11 protein-coding genes and 4 pseudogenes are annotated in these 14,248 nt (G+C 59.5%); 3 read left to right on the top strand and 12 right to left on the bottom strand.

The genetic code is table 11. The annotated features are described in order from the left end of the window. Positions 1 to 76 precede the first annotated feature (76 nt). Complete coding sequence (locus tag GR212_RS22905; RefSeq protein ID WP_246725885.1) at positions 77 to 1,006, top strand: LysR family transcriptional regulator; 930 nt, start codon at positions 77 to 79, stop codon at positions 1,004 to 1,006. Positions 1,007 to 1,009: 3 nt separating this feature from the next. Here the strand turns inward: GR212_RS22905 and GR212_RS22900 are convergent, their stop codons facing one another. The 11 genes and pseudogenes from GR212_RS22900 to GR212_RS22850 form a co-directional block, all read right to left on the bottom strand. Further along, positions 1,010 to 2,377, bottom strand: a complete 1,368-nt coding sequence (locus GR212_RS22900; protein WP_163989814.1) for a cytochrome c — start codon at positions 2,375 to 2,377, stop codon at positions 1,010 to 1,012. A gap of 10 nt (positions 2,378 to 2,387) precedes the next feature. Further along, positions 2,388 to 4,154, bottom strand: a complete 1,767-nt coding sequence (locus tag GR212_RS22895) for a GMC family oxidoreductase (RefSeq protein WP_246725884.1) — start codon at positions 4,152 to 4,154, stop codon at positions 2,388 to 2,390. 16 nt (positions 4,155 to 4,170) lie between these two features. Beyond that, positions 4,171 to 4,875 (bottom strand): gluconate 2-dehydrogenase subunit 3 family protein, encoded by a 705-nt coding sequence (locus tag GR212_RS22890; RefSeq protein WP_163989808.1) that lies wholly within the window; start codon positions 4,873 to 4,875, stop codon positions 4,171 to 4,173. A gap of 419 nt (positions 4,876 to 5,294) precedes the next feature. Next, complete coding sequence (locus tag GR212_RS22885; protein ID WP_163989807.1) at positions 5,295 to 5,834, bottom strand: type 1 glutamine amidotransferase domain-containing protein; 540 nt, start codon at positions 5,832 to 5,834, stop codon at positions 5,295 to 5,297. Between the two features lie 31 nt (positions 5,835 to 5,865). Further along, positions 5,866 to 6,426: pseudogene (locus GR212_RS22880) on the bottom strand (DUF4142 domain-containing protein). Positions 6,427 to 6,798: 372 nt separating this feature from the next. Beyond that, positions 6,799 to 7,578: pseudogene (locus GR212_RS22875) on the bottom strand (XdhC family protein); the annotation flags it as partial. A 70-nt stretch (positions 7,579 to 7,648) separates the two neighbouring features. After that, on the bottom strand, positions 7,649 to 8,800 hold the full coding sequence (locus tag GR212_RS22870; RefSeq protein ID WP_163989804.1) for a molybdopterin cofactor-binding domain-containing protein: 1,152 nt from the start codon (positions 8,798 to 8,800) through the stop codon (positions 7,649 to 7,651). Between the two features lie 4 nt (positions 8,801 to 8,804). Then, the gene (locus GR212_RS22865) at positions 8,805 to 9,755 is read right to left on the bottom strand and encodes an FAD binding domain-containing protein (protein WP_163989803.1); all 951 of its coding nucleotides are present in this window, start codon (positions 9,753 to 9,755) and stop codon (positions 8,805 to 8,807) included. Beyond that, positions 9,752 to 10,402, bottom strand: a complete 651-nt coding sequence (gene paoA / locus GR212_RS22860) for an aldehyde dehydrogenase iron-sulfur subunit PaoA (RefSeq protein WP_163990129.1) — start codon at positions 10,400 to 10,402, stop codon at positions 9,752 to 9,754. Before paoA ends, GR212_RS22865 begins: the two co-directional genes overlap by 4 nt. Positions 10,403 to 10,974: 572 nt before the next feature. Beyond that, complete coding sequence (locus tag GR212_RS22855; protein WP_246725883.1) at positions 10,975 to 11,700, bottom strand: SDR family oxidoreductase; 726 nt, start codon at positions 11,698 to 11,700, stop codon at positions 10,975 to 10,977. Positions 11,701 to 11,759: 59 nt separating this feature from the next. Further along, positions 11,760 to 12,344, bottom strand: coding sequence for an SDR family NAD(P)-dependent oxidoreductase (locus GR212_RS22850; protein ID WP_348643511.1), 585 nt, complete (start codon positions 12,342 to 12,344; stop codon positions 11,760 to 11,762). A 307-nt stretch (positions 12,345 to 12,651) separates the two neighbouring features. Between GR212_RS22850 and GR212_RS22845 the strand changes: the two genes are divergently transcribed. After that, complete coding sequence (locus tag GR212_RS22845; RefSeq protein WP_163989799.1) at positions 12,652 to 13,548, top strand: LysR family transcriptional regulator; 897 nt, start codon at positions 12,652 to 12,654, stop codon at positions 13,546 to 13,548. Between the two features lie 66 nt (positions 13,549 to 13,614). Beyond that, a pseudogene (locus tag GR212_RS37200) lies at positions 13,615 to 13,809 on the top strand (hypothetical protein); the annotation flags it as partial. A gap of 25 nt (positions 13,810 to 13,834) precedes the next feature. On the opposite strand, the pseudogene GR212_RS22840 reads toward GR212_RS37200, so the two are convergent. Next, positions 13,835 to 14,008 (bottom strand): annotated as a pseudogene (locus GR212_RS22840) (LysR family transcriptional regulator); the annotation flags it as partial. Between the last annotated feature and the right edge of the window lie 240 nt (positions 14,009 to 14,248).

Below are 14,248 nucleotides of genomic sequence, written 5' to 3'. Positions count from 1 at the left end.
GCACGCGGAATGGCTCCGGCGGCAAATCATTGTTGCAGGATGGGGCAGGGACTGAGGTATGGATTACTTTGCTGCAATGAGCGCGTTCGTTCGCTCGGTGGAATTGGGAAGCTTTTCGAAGGCGGCCGGCGAGGCCGAGATGAAGGTGTCGACGGTGTCCCGCTACATCAGCGCGCTGGAGGACGACCTTGGAGCGGCGCTCCTGAACCGCTCGACGCGCCGGCTGCATCTGACCGAGGCCGGCCAATCATTTTATGAGCGTGCCGCGCAGATACTTGCTGACGTCGACGATGCCCGAAACGCCACGCGCTCCCTCAATGCTCACCCTCAGGGGCTACTGCGGATCAATATCCCGAGCGCCTTCGGACGTCGCCATGTCATGCCGCATATGAAGGATTTTCTTGCCGCCTATCCGGATATCCGCCTCGATGCGACGCTAACCGACGCAACTGTGGACCTGATCGAAACCGGCACGGATATTGCCATCAGGATAGGCGCACTTGCGGACTCGTCGCTTATCGCCAAGAGACTTGCCCCGCAACGTCGCGTGCTTGTCGCCAGTCCGCACTATCTCCAAACGGCTTTGGCTTCGGCTTTGGCAGAGCCTGCGGATCTCATGCAGCACCAGTGCCTCGCCTTCGCGCTCCAGGTGGGGAACGCATGGTTCTATCGGCCTACGGCAGAGCCGCAAGCGGATCCCGTCGAGATGCCGATCAAAGGTAATCTCCGCACCAATGATTCAGAGGCCTTGCTGGATGCCGCACTTTCCGGGCTTGGCATCGCCCTTCTGCCGACATGGCTTGTCTCCGGCGACCTTCAGTCGGGACGGCTGGTTACTCTTCTTGCTGATTGGGAATGGTCGATCGCATCAGGGCCGCAGCGAGCGATCTGGGCGGTTTACCCGCCCAAGAAGGTTGTCTCCCCAAAAGTGAGGGCATTCCTCACCTTCATGTCCGAACGGTTCGGGTCTCCACTGCCCTATTGGGACGCCCAACGGGCGCCCTGATCCTTATCGCTCCGGCGGACGCGCCGCATCGATGGTGGCGCGTAATTTCGCGACCTGGTCGGGACTGACTGCCGGCGCGTTGTTGCCCCAGCTCGATCGGACGAAAGTAGCGAGATCCGCAATTTCCTTGTCAGTCAGCCGGTCGGCGAACCCTGGCATGGTGAAGTCCGTGGGCGCCTTCAACGTTCGGGGAATGGTCGCGCCTTGCATGATGATGTGGATGACCGAGGTGGGGTCCGTGGCATTCACCACCGGATTTGCGGCAAGGGCCGGGAAGGTGTCGCGATAGCCCCGGCCCGACGAGAGGTGGCAGGCCGCGCAATTGTTGAGATAGTCCAGCGCTCCCGGTTTTGAGACGTCGGCGGCTGCCAACATGGCCTGGGTCTTATCTTTCCCAGCCCTATCGCTGTCAGTCGCCTCGCGGGGCGACCCATCCGGCGGAAGTGATTTCAGGTACCGGGCGATAGCTCGAAGATCGTCATCCCTCATGAACTGCGTGCTATGCGAGACGACATCTGCCATCCCCCCGAAGGCGGCCGACTTCGAATTGCGCCCCGTCTGCAGGAACTGCACGATGTCGTCTTCGCTCCAGGTTCCAAGGCCCGTAACGGGATCGCCCCTCAAATTGTTGGCGACATGGTTGTCGACGAAGCCGTCAGAGAGATAGTTCGGCCCGTCCGAGGCCGAGAGCGCCTTTTCTTCAAGGCCAATGCCGCGTGGCGTATGACAGCTTCCGCAATGACCGAGCCCCTCGACAAGATAGGCGCCACGGGCAAGCAGCGGATCCGCCGCGCTTGTTTGTGCAACGGTCTGCGTCTCGACCCGCGGCCCGAAAACCCATCGCCAGTAAGTCAGCGGCCAGCGCATCGACAGCGGCCAGGGAATGTCGGCCGAGCGGTTTTTCTGCGCAACTGGCGCCACACCCTTTGTGAAGAAGGCATAGAGCGCCTTCATGTCGTCATCCGAGATCTTGGCGTAAGAGGGGAACGGCATTGCCGGATAGAGCGAGGTGCCGTCCGGAAGCATGCCGCGACGTACAGCACGCTCAAACTCCCCGTAAGTATAGCCGCCAATGCCGTTTGTCTTATCCGGGGTGATGTTGGTGGAAAAGACCGCGCCGATGGGTGTCTGCAGCGGCAGGCCGCCGGCAAAATCCTTTCCTCCGGGAGCGGTGTGGCACGCCGCGCAGTCACCCAGCTTTGCGACATAGGCGCCGCGCTGGATCAATTCGGGCGTCACCGCGACGCCGAGGCTGGCGGTCTTATCGCCGCCGATATTGCCGAAGGCGATCGTCGTGACCCAAGCGCCGAGGGCACCAACCGCGCCCAGCGCGATAACAGCTCCTAAAAGCCGGGTTATCCTGATCCTCATGGCGCGCCCCTCACGCATGAACCAGCGGGCCGGGCTGCTTGAGGTACTGCGTTCGGATAGCGTCGGCGGCATAGAAGGCAAGGGCACCGACGAGGCCGGTCGGGTTGTAGCCGAAGTTCTGCGGGAAGGCCGACGCGCCCGTTACAAACAGGTTCGGAACGTCCCAGCTTTGCAGATACCGATTCAACGCACTCGATTTCGGATCAGCGCCAGTGATGACACCTCCCGTCGTGTGGGTGGTCTGATATTCGCGGACATTGAAGTGATCGCCCACCTGACGAATGAGTGTCGAGCGAGACATCGGGTTCATCTTGTCAACAATCTCGAGCGCGCGGTCGGTGACGTACCGCGACATCCGGTACTCATTGTCATGCCAGTCGAACGTCATTCGCAGCAGCGGCTGGCCGAGGGAATCGCGGTAGGTCGGATCAAGATCAAGATAGGCGTCCCGATAGGACATGACCGAACCGTGCGTCACAACATTGGTCGTGTGGAGATAGTTCTCCTTGGCGGCCTTCTTCCAGGCAGCGCCCCAGCTTGGCGTGCCGGGCGGAACGGCCAGCTGCTGGATCGGTCGGCCACCGGTCTGGCCGCCAATGATATAGGCGCCACCAACGAAGCCATGCGGTTCATGATCGAAATGGTCGGAATTGAATTCGTCGACGATCTGCGAGCCACCTGCTCCGCCGCCGATGAAAGGGTTGATCGGCACGTCCTTGTCGAAGAACAGTGAGGTCGAGCTCATCATCTGATAGGCATAGTTCTTCCCGATCACACCCTTGCCGGTGACCGGATCATAGCGCTCGCCAATCCCAGACAGCAGCATCATGCGGACGTTGTTGGTCTGGTATGAGGACAGGATGACGAGATCGGCCGGCTGGAATATTTCCGCCCCAGCCGCGTTCACGTAGGTTACGCCGGTCGCGCGCTTGCCGGTCGAATCGAGATTGATGCGGGTAACGTGACTGCGCGTCCTCAACTCGAAATTGGGAAGCTGAAACAGCGCTGGCAGGATGGTCGTCTGCGGCGATCCCTTCGAATAAAGATAACATCCGAAGCGCTCGCAGAAGCCGCACAGATTGCAAGGGCCGAGGCGAACACCATAGAAATTGGTATAGGGTTCCGAGCAATTGGCGCAGGGCTGCGGAAAGGGTTTGTAGCCTAGCTCGCGAGCTGCATTCGCAAACAGGATGGCGCCATAAGTGTCAGCGACCGGCGGCGTCGGGTACTCTTTCGACCGCTTTCCCTCAAAGGGATTGCCACCGTCGGTCGGCACTCCCGCAATATTCCCTGCCTTGCCTGACGCTCCATTCAGGTGCTCGAACCTGTCGAAATATGGTTCGAGTTCGTCGAAGGTGACGTCGTAGTCCTGGATCGTCATATTCTCCGGCAGAAAGTTCTTGCCGTATCGCTCGACATTCCGGCTGTGAAATTTGAGGTCTTCCGGGGAAGGGCGGTAGAGTTGACCGTTCCAATGCGTCCCCGCTCCGCCGACGTGGTCGGGCAGCAGAAACGCGTTGTACTGACGGTAGGGGACAGCGGTATCACCCATCTTGTGGCGGACCGTCACCGTTTCGAGCGAGAGCTTCCGGAAAAGCTCGCCCCGGATGCCATATTTCAGTTCGTCAGCCGCCTTTGGATAGGTGTAGTCCGGCGAGGTGTTACGGTTCTCGCCACGTTCGAGCGCGACGACGTTCAAGCCCTCACGCGCCAGCTCCATGCTGAGGATCGAGCCAGTCCAACCGAGCCCGATGACGACTGCGTCTACGGATTTCATAACGTTTGCCATCTGCTCACGCCTTCTCGCCGAGAATGGAGACGGGCCCAAGCGGATAGGGCGTGCCGGGTGTCTTCATCCAATCGGTGAAATCGGCGCGAGCGCCCGGGAATCCGATCATCTTCCAGGCACCCATCTTGTAGTTGCCGCCATACATCGGGTCGGAGAAGTAGCCCTCCTTCGTATTGGCGAGCAGGTGCAGGAAGAACTCGTTCGGTTTGACGCTGTTGAGCGGCGCGACGCCTTTTTGCAGAGCGGCGAGCATCTCGCCCTGTGCGACGCCGTCGAGATCGGCAAAAGCCTTACCGTGTGTCTTGCGACAGTAGTCGTCGACCTCCGGGATGGCAGCGCGGTAGAGTTCGCGCGGCGAGTAGCGCATCTGATAGCCCAGCGTAAAATCCGAGTCCGGATAGTACGGGCCTTGCAGGTACCACCGGGCACCATGGCCGTAGTCGGTTTCCATCTGCCGGTCAATGAACTCAGGCACATGCAGGTCGAGCGCACCCGGACCGTCCTCGTTCGAAGGAATGAGGCGATCGACAGCGGCGATGATAAAGCGCCACTCTTCGTCGTTGAAATAGGTTGGCTTGTAGCCTTCGGGGGTGGTCGCCGCTTCGGCGATAACAGCCTGGCTGCCGCTGAGCAGCGCGGCGGCAGGGACCACCTTCATCGCGCCGAGCAGAAAACCGCGGCGATTGGTAAAGCTCTCTGAACCGGACATTCGGCTCGCCTCCGTTTTGCATCGGGAAGCCGTCCGTCACGCAACAGCACTTTCGGCCACACCGTTTGGCAAACGGCTGTGGCGCAGCGGAAGAGCGAAACTCGAAGCCTGGATGGCACCCCGACTGGATGCAATCAATGGGTTAAGGGGTCTGGTGTCTGCTTGAGAAAGGTACGGAATCTCTCGGCCGGTCGGAATGGCCCTCATCGCAAAAGATTTTTGCGGTATCGGGCAAATGGTTCCCTGTTTACTTGGGATCTGGGGACCTCACCGGTTTTCGGAAAACCGACCTCGCCACTTCTTCTCACCGTAGATCAAGTCGGATCCGCCATCGCGTTTGCATGCGGTCAAACAAAATTATGCTCGAATCGTTTACCCATGTCGTCTACGCCGCGCTTCAGGAGGAGCCTACGCTAGTCTCAGGCCGGACGTCGCAACAGCAGATCGGGCGCAACGCCCGGCAAATCCTTCGGATTGCGGCTGGTGACCAAGCCTTTGTCGGTGACGACTTCCTGGTCGACCCACCTGCCACCAGCGTTGCGAATGTCGGTTGACACGGTAGGGAAAGACGTCAGCATCCGGCCCTTAACGACGTCGGCCTCGACGAGAAGCCACGGCCCGTGACAGATGACCCCAACGGGCTTTTCCTGCACAAAGAAGTCGTAGACGAAACCGATGACCTTTTCGTCTCCGCGCAGTTTGTCGGCGCCAACGCTTCCACCGGGGACGACCAAGCCGTCGAACTCGGCAGCCGAGACCTCACCAATCGCCTTGTCGACCGCATACGTCGCGCCCGGATCGAGGTCGTTGTTGACCACGTGGGCTTCACCCGCCTCCAGTCCGACGACCACCACGGTCGCGCCGGCCTTTTCGACAGCCTCCTTCGGCTGGACAAATTCTGGCTTTTCGGTTCCGCGGGGAGCGAGGAGGATGGCAATCTTCTTTCCTTCGAGGGTCATCGGGTTTCCTTTCATTTTATGTCTGCGGCGATTACTTGTTGAGGTCGGTTGCCATCTGCAGGTGATGCTCCAGGGCAGGGCAGGGCAGGGCAGGGCAGGGCAGGGCAGGGCAGGGTGCTTGCCGCCCCCGCCTTGAGGTCGGGGCTGTCGCCACCGTCGCCGTAACGCTTGAAGAGATCAACCGCGTCCTCATGGGCGTCCTGCTGATCGGAGTGGTATTGCTTGGTGAAGTCGTCACCTTGCAGCCCCTTCAGCTTTTTAAGCGTGTCTTGCTGCGATGAGGTCATCGCCGTCGGAATGGTGGCCTGGACCTTGCCGCTCAAGGTAGACCCTTGAGCTCGCCGGTTGTTTTCTTGTGGTCGGTAAGCATCTGCTGAGCGAACGCCTTGGTGGCGGCGTCTGATCGTTCCAGCGCGAGCTTGCTGGACTCGATCTCGAACATATCGCTGGTGGCCGCCTCGCCGACAAAGTCTTCGGTCTTCGGCGCCATGCCGAGGACCGAGTTAACGCCCGTCTTCTCCGCCGCGGATTGGGCGAATACCGGGAAAGCGATGAGAAGGGCGAGGCCTGTGAGGCCAAGTGTCTTGGTCATGGGGATGGCGCCGGTTGCGAATTCCCTCCTAGAGCTCTTGCTCGGACTTAAAGTTCCCGAGATGGGAAGACCGCGGCGATCGATGACATGCCATCATCCGCTGCTCGAACGCAGTGAATGCTTTCCTCGTCAAACAGACAGCCTCGTTTTCCCAACCGAACCGAACTTCGCGGTTTCTTTGTCCGGTTAGGAAAAGGCGGATAAAGGTTGACTGGCAATTACGGCCAGCGTCAATCGATATATAAGCGGCATTCCGCTGTATCTCGTTTAGGACGGCCGGTTGCCGCTGCGGCTTGATTGCCCTGATGCGATGATCACGACAGTGATCTTGATGCTCGATGAACATTGCTGGCGGCCAACGGCGGATTGTCCGAACGAAATGTGACGCGCCGCCGCAATGTCGGCCAGCATCGACAGTGCCAGGGAGACGGCGTCGCGGGTGTGGCCAAACGTGCCGATCGGCGCTTTGATCCGATCGATATCGAGTTGATTGAAGAATCGGCTCCGAAGGCGCTGAACCCGGCGATGATGCGTCCGCGTGCTCCCGAGCGCGCCGATATAGAACGCGTCCCAATGGAGAGCCTTGGTAAGGATTCCTGCTTCCGCGTCAAGGTCATGATGGAGAGGACGACTGCAGTATAGGGATCAATGAATGGGCGGCGTCTTGATCACTGGTGCTTGCCCGCCAGTTCGTCATATCGTATCCCGATGCCTCAGCCACGGAGAGCGTTTGAGTTTGCGGTGAATAGCGCAGCGCCGCCGGCTGCCTCTGCCAGAGGCGATCAAGGGAGTGCTGCAAAACGTCCGCGGTTCTAAGCAGATGCATTGCAACCGAGATGCCGCCGTCGCAGGGAAGAACGACATCGAAAAAAGTGAGCTTTCCGAACTTGACCGTGCGGTCGCGTCCTTCAGACACGGCCAGAAGCGCTTCTTCCGCCACGGCTGCCTCCACGCAATCGCCGGACACATAACCGCCAAAGCGGCCGTCGGACATAATGGAAACGTGCGATCCCAAGGCCCGCGCGGCACCATCGCGTGTCTCGACAAGGGTCGCCAAAACGACAGGACCGCGATTAACGCCTCGATCGCGAAGCGAAGAAGGTCGAGAGCGCTGTCACTGGTAAATGCTCGTGTTGGCTTCCAAAATCGCAAGCATTTGCACCACCGATCTCTCTGAGAGATCGCGCCGGCGGCCACGGAACAACCGCCAGCGCAATACGGATCAGGCGACCTCCGGCAAACCGCCGATCAACTTGTCCAGCGTGATCGGATAGTGCCGGACTCGCATGCCGGTGGCGTTATGGATGGCGTTAGCGATCGCCGCCGACACGCCGCATAAACCGAGTTCGCCGACACCCTTGGCCTTCATTGGCGACGACATCGGATCCGTCTCCTCCATGAAGATCACTTCCTGATGCGGAATGTCGGCATGGACAGGCACTTCGTAACCTGCGAGATCATGGTTGACGAAGAACCCGTGGCGGGTATCGACAGCGAGTTCCTCCGACAGAGCGCCACCTGCGCCCATTGTCATCGCCCCGATCACCTGGCTGCGGGCCGTGATCGGGTTGAGGATTCTGCCTGCGGCACAAACAGCGAGCATACGTCGGATACGGGTTTCCCCGGTCACGACATCGACGCCGACCTCAACGACGAACGGCGACATCAGGTGGACCTTGTCCTTTTCGATGCCGAGCGTTGTCGCGAGATCGGTACGCCACCAGTCGATCATTTGGCTGGACGTCCAGACCGTCAACTCGTCACCATCCCAGACGGCGATCGATGCGTGCGGTTCCATCATTGAGTGGGACTGGTCCGGGGTCGTGTAGGTCTCGTCAAGTTTCACCGGAGCGGACCTGAACGCGCCTTGGAAATCTCCAACGGCCGTGTCCGGCGGCGAACCGTTCGCGTCCTTCGGCTTCGCCGCGGCATCCTTTGCATCGGCTAAGTCGAAGGTGCCCTTGTCCTCGGCGTAGCCCACCTTCACCAGAGAGGCTGCAGCGCGGGCCTGCTCAAAGGTCTTCGCGATCACCACCGCGACGGCCTGATGGTAATGCTGGATCTCGTCCCCGCCGAAGAGATTGGCGGTATTGTATTTTCCCTTCTTGAACTTGCCGACGTCCAGCGTGGTCACAACCGCAAGCACCCCGTCGGCTTTCTTGGCAGCCGATGTGTCGATCGATTTGACGCGACCCTTGGCGATGGCCGATCCAACGGGATAGCCGTAGAGATAGGCAAGGTTCGGATCGTGCCATTCATAGGCATACATCGCCCGCCCGGTCGCCTTGAGCTGACCGTCGATACGCCGGATCGGCTGGCCGATGACCTTCAACTGGTCGATCGGATTTGTAGTTGCTGGTTTGTCGAACTGCATGGTCTCAGCCCCTTGCTTCGGCGATCACCGCGCCGAGCATGCGCTCGACCAGATCGACCTTGAATCGGTTCTGCTCCGTTGGACGGGCATCGGCGAGAAGGACTTTCGCTGCCGCTTTGGCTCCCTTTGGGAGCTCGGCTTCCGCCGCCTCGATCCGCCACGGCTTGTGCGCAATTCCGCCTACCGCGACCCGCCCTGTGCCATCGCGCTGAATGACGGCGCCGACAGAGACGAGCGCAAATGCGTAAGAGGCGCGGTCGCGAACCTTGCGATAGATGTGCTTGCCGCCGATCGGCGCGGGCAGCACTACCGCCATAATGAACTCGCCCCGCTCTAGCGTGGTCTCGATATCAGGCGTATCACCAGGAAGCCGGTGGAAATCGGCAATCGGGATCGAGCGATGAGTACCGTCGGGCTTGATGGTTTGAACGACGGCGTCGAGCGCGCGCATGGCAATCGCCATATCGCTCGGATGCGTGGCGATGCAGGCATCGGAAACGCCTACGATCCCAAGCTGGCGGGTCACGCCGCCGATGGCGGAGCAGCAAGTGCCCGGCTGGCGCTTGTTGCAAGGTTGGTTTGTGTCGTAGAAATACGGACAGCGGGTCCGCTGGAGTAGGTTTCCGGCGGTTGTAGCCTTATTGCGTAACTGTCCGGAAGCGCCCGCGACCAGCGCTCGCGATAGCAGCGCGTAGTCGCGGCGAACCGTCGGGTGGGCTGCAAGGTCGGTATTGCGAACCAGTGCGCCGATGCGCAGGCCACCTTCCGGCGTTGCCTCGATCGTGTCCAGACCAAGCCCGTTGACATCGATCAGATGTGTCGGCGTCTCGATCTCGAGCTTCATCAGATCGAGCAGATTGGTACCGCCAGCGATGAATTTTGCCTGAGCGTTGGATGCGGCCGCCTTGGCCGCGGCCGCGATTGACGAGGCACGTTCATAAGTAAAGGCTCTCATGCCTTGATCCTTCCGACTTCCGAGATAGCGTCGAGAATGTTGGAGTAGGCGCCGCACCGACAGATATTGCCGCTCATGCGCTCACGCACTTCCGCCTGGCTGAGTTGGACCGGCGCGGTCAGATCGCCGGTGACATGGCTTGGGATGTTCGCGTTGATCTCTTCAAGCACCGCGACGGAGGAACAGATTTGGCCCGGCGTGCAGTAGCCACACTGAAAGCCGTCGTGTTTGACAAACGCGGCCTGCATCGGATGCAGATTGCCGGACTTGCCAAGTCCTTCGATCGTCGTGACCTCGTCACCGTCGTGCATCACGGCTAGCGTCAGGCAGGAGTTGATCCGGCGCCTATCAACCATGACGGTACAGGCGCCGCATTGGCCGTGGTCGCAGCCTTTTTTGGTTCCGGTGAGATGCAGGTGCTCGCGCAGCGCGTCGAGCAGCGTCGTGCGGTTGTCGACCTCGAGTTCGCGGCGCTCGCCGTTGACGGTCAACGAGAGCTTGCTGCTCAGGCCTGTCGATGCTGCAGGGGACTGGGCGGCGGCCTTTCGTGCGGCGCTGGTGACAGTCATCGTCGCAGCGGAGGATACCAGAAGGTCACGGCGAGAAATGTCGAGATTGACGGCGGAATTTTGCATGTCCGGCTCCATGTTGCTGATTTGAGATAAGGCGAACCAGAGGGTTCCCCTCAGATCAGAACGCATGAAACGCGCAAGAGTTACATGTGACATGCCCGGCTTGGTAGAAATTGCGGATGAAAGCTTGCAGCTTTTTCGATCTGGGTGCGTCAATCTCTCGCTCGCTGAGCCTCGTCTCGGCAAACATAAGGCCTCGCGTTTCTGCAGGTCTCAAACCGGCTGCGGCGTGTTTGAACTTGTTCTTCGTGCTGATGATGATCGGTCTGGCTGCGGCGGATGGATGGGTATAACTGCAACATGATTTACCGCATCAACCCTCTAGCTCACATACAGATATGCATGTTTGGCGGCGAATTCACACGTTACGGTTTGAGTCCTTTCAAGCGATTGATACTTTTCTCGCTCACCCTTTGCTCTGAATGAGAGGCGATCTGTAAGCTCGTCGTTCGAGCGGACGGCAGGCAGAATAATCTCATGCCTGGTCCTCGTGTCCCATGCACCAGCAACGATAATGCGCATAAGAATATATTCCTGATTGTCACAGGTAGCGCTGGCATAGCCAGCTTAGCCGCACTTTCAGGACGTCACGCTTGCTGTGTGGGATAGATCGTGAGGATGTTGACGTTGACCCGCGGCGGCTGCGTGACTGCATAAAGAATGGCCGTGGCGATGTCCTCAGCCTCGAGCTGTTCCATGTCGCCCAGCCGTAGTTCCACCGTCAGCCTGACGTCGTCCCGCATACGCGAGGTGAACTCTGTTCTGACAGCCCCCGGCTCGATTGAGGTGACGCGAACGCCCTCCCTGCCAATTTCTCGGCGCAAAGACTCGGCCATGGCGCTGGCCGCATGCTTCGTGCCGGAATAGACCGTTGATGGATGAATGTAGCGGCCGGTGCCTGAGGAGACGATGACGATGTGGCCGGAACCCTGTCGCTTCATAGTCGGCAAGGCGGCGTGGATCGGGTAGAGAAGGCCGAGGAAGTTGACGTCGATCATCTGTCGGTATTCGGCCGTCGTGGTATTCTGGAATGGAGCGGCGACGCCTACTCCGGCAATTCCGAGCAACATGTCGAGCTGACCGAATTCCTGGATGGCGTGCTGCACCATGGCGGTTGCCTGCGTCTCGTCAGTGACGTCGGCCTCGATCGGCAAAGCCTCGCCACCACAATGACGGATGCGGTCGGCAAGCTCGCCGAGACGCTCCGCACGGCGTGCCGCGATTGCCACGCGCGCGCCATCGGCTGCGAGCGCAATCGCGGTCGCTGCACCGATGCCCGAGGACGCTCCGGTCACCAGGGCAACTTTTCCCATCAATCTCTGCATGTTTGGATCCTCTTCTGCTTGCTCGTGGTCACGGCGCGTCGAAGACGTTATTGCGTCAGCCCTTGCTTGGTTGCGAGTTCCCTAAGCACGATGATGGAATGGTCTCGAACGGCATCGATCGCGTCGGCATTCAGTTGCAGACGCAGGGGCGTCTCGGAAGCTTGGAACGCCGTTTCGACAGCAGCCGCGGCCTTCAGCGGATCGCCGGGCTGGGTGCCACGCATATCGTGTGCGAACCGCCGCGTGTTGCCGACGACATCGTGATAGACCTCCATCTGGCACATATGGCGCATGCTCGGCCTGACCAGATTAGTCCGGAACTGTCCAAGCTCGACGATCAAGACTTTAATGCCGAAAGGCTTCATCTCCTGTGCGAGGGTCTCGCCCACACCTTCCAGTGCGAACTTCGCCGCCGAATAAGCGCTGAAGCCAGCAAAGGAGAGTTGTTCACCTAGACCGGATATATTGGCGATGGCGCCGCTGAGCGGGGTCCGCAATGTTCGTGGCGCTGTGCGAATGACGTTCGACGCCCCGGAGAAGTTTGCTTCCATTAGCATCCGCAATTCGTCGTCCGGAGTCTCCTCAAACGCATCGAGAATGTTGTATCCGGTATTGTTGATCGGGACGTCGATCGACCGAAACGGGCGACTGCCGCATCGATGTTACATCCGGTGTAAGGGCAATGCTCCTTCGGGCGCTTTGGCCACGATGTCGTCCAGGGAGGGAGCGCACCGCGTGGTGGCGACGACATTCTGATCCTGCCTCGGGGCATGGAAGGCAAATGCTCGGCCGAAACCGGAGGAAGCGCCGATGATAAACCAGGTTTGGGTCATAGGAGAACTCAATTGCGATCAGTTGGAGACTGGTCTTAATATGCACTTCAAGTGATCATGCGACTAGCTGGTTCAAATTGACTGCGTTGTTCGATATAATGCATGAATGGATCGTGAACTGTTAGCCCATTTCCCCGTCGTCCTGACCGTTGCCCGACGCGGCGGCTTTGCCGCGGCCGCCGCTTCGCTCAACATGAGTCCATCTGCGGTGAGCCATGCGGTAAAAGTCGTCGAAGAACGGCTTGGCCAGCCACTTTTTGCGCGCACGACCCGCAGCGTGTCATTGACGGAGGCAGGTGCTGCTTTCGTTGCCGCTGTGGGCCCGGCGCTGGCCACGGTCGAGGAAAGCATTGAACGGGTCCGGTCCGCCAGGGGGCAAGTAGCGGGTCTGCTGCGTATCAACGTTCCACGGCTCGCCCTGCCTCTCGCAATTACGTCTGCGATTATCGAAATGGGCCGGCTCTATCCGGACCTGACGATCGAGGTAACCTCCGATGAGGGATTGATCGACATTGTCGCAGCCGGCTACGATGCCGGCGTGCGGTTGGGAGAAATGATCGCACAGGACATGGTGGCGGTCCGCTTGACGCAGCCTTTTAGGGCGATCATGGTCGCGTCGCCTGCCTATATCGAGGAGCGCGGCTTGCCGCACTCCATCGCGGATCTCTCCCGTCACAACTGCATCGGCTATCGGCTGATATCGTCAGCTGCCGCCTACGATTGGGACTTGCAGGAGAAAGGACAGAATGTCTCGGTTGAGGTCAGCGGTACGGTGCGTGTCACCGACTCCTTGTATGCGCGTGATCTAGCCCTTGAAGGGGTAGGCATCGCGTATCTGTTCGAGCCTCTTGTTCGCGAAGATCTCCGGACCGGTCGCCTTAGGCAGGTACTCCCAACCGCCTGTATCGAGGAGCCTGGCCTGTTTCTTTATTTTCCACGATATGCATCGCAGATGCCCAAGCTCAGAGCCTTCATCGAGGTGCTTCGAAATTCGTCGAAGTGATGAGCGCCGTGTCGATCCCCAGTTGCTAAAGCGGCATCTAGGGCGGCGCATCAGTTCAGGAGCGGCATTGGCTATTGGCAAGTAGAAGGTCCTTGCCGCCGCCGCGAAATTCTCGGCCTTTTGAAGGACGGGCCGTGCACGATGGGAATGCTCTGCGAGTGTTTCTCGCACAGGGATCGCCGCACAGTGATACAGCATCTGAAGGCGAGGGAGGAGGCCGATCTGGTGATGGCGAAGAAGGATGGACGCGAGCGCTGGGACAGACCAGCGCTCTCTTACCCTCCGATGTCAGTCCCATGAAGCGGGGACCGCGAACGATCAGCGTCTTGTTGAGATCCTCCTCTAGTTTGCGAATCGCAGCCGAGAGCGTACGCTGAGCAATGTTGCAGACCTCAGCTGCTCGCGCAAAATGCTTCTCCTGGGCGAGCGTGACGAAGAACGAGGTTTGGCGGATCAGCATCCGGTAGGGTTTTCGATGTCAGGCTTGGCATTGCGAAAACGGACAAGCGTCTACAGCGTAATATTCGATGGGATGTAACGCTATAGATCAGCTATGACGTATTTGGTTGGGCTATGTTCGCGCTATGGATTGCATTGGGCATTGACGGTCTTGTTGAACTTTTTAATCGCCCTTGCCGGATTGGTTTCATTTAAAAAGTCACGCTAACGTCGTCGAATCTGGGGATAATAACGGAACGAA

This window comes from Martinezella lusitana, assembly GCF_010668395.1.
Taxonomy (GTDB): domain Bacteria; phylum Pseudomonadota; class Alphaproteobacteria; order Rhizobiales; family Rhizobiaceae; genus Rhizobium; species Rhizobium lusitanum_A.
This window is presented reverse-complemented; position numbering and strand designations above follow the sequence as displayed.